Source organism: Aphanothece microscopica RSMan92 (assembly GCF_046613545.2).
GTDB lineage: Bacteria > Cyanobacteriota > Cyanobacteriia > PCC-6307 > Cyanobiaceae > NIES-981.
The window spans coordinates 1-531 of sequence record NZ_JBKKKY020000407.1 but is presented as its reverse complement, the minus strand read 5'-3'; the positions used below and the strand labels follow the sequence as shown (position 1 = coordinate 531).

Annotated in this window: 1 protein-coding gene; it reads right to left on the bottom strand. The window is 62.7% G+C overall.

The window, feature by feature from the left end:
* Positions 1–454: hypothetical protein (locus ACLD7X_RS18265; protein WP_411425106.1), on the bottom strand; the 454-nt coding region annotated here is incomplete at its 3' end.
* Between the last annotated feature and the right edge of the window lie 77 nt (positions 455–531).

The window sequence follows — 531 nt, the reverse complement described above, 5'->3', positions numbered from 1 at the left end:
CCAGGGCGGGGGCGGTTCGGGCGTGGATCGTCCAGTGCTGGAACATGCCCTGCGCGGCGGGAACACCTGTCGCATGCCGGCACCACAGCAGGCGGCCATCGCGCACGGCGCAATCGGTGGATACATGCGCGCCGTCCAGCAGCGGCATCCACATGTGGCCGGGTGCATAATGATGCTCCATCTCGTCCATGGAGAGGAAAATGCGGCTCCCCAGTCCCATGCCCCGCAGATTGACGATAGGCTTGGAGAATACCGGAAACGACTTGGGCATCACGCCGTGCGGCCCCGCCTCGAGGCCCTGCGTCTCCGCGATCCTCAGCTTGTCATAGACCCATCGTTGTTCAGGGTAGAGCAGCCAGCAATCCGGGTCGTCCGTCGGAATCATCACATGCTCCGGACACGGAACGTGCTGGAAAAACTGAAGACGCCACGGGTCGCGCTCGAGAACCGGCATGAGGGCCCGAGACTATCACGGCGGCACGGCTGAGCAATGCGGCTGCTATTTGATTTCCCAGGTGATGTTCACATCGA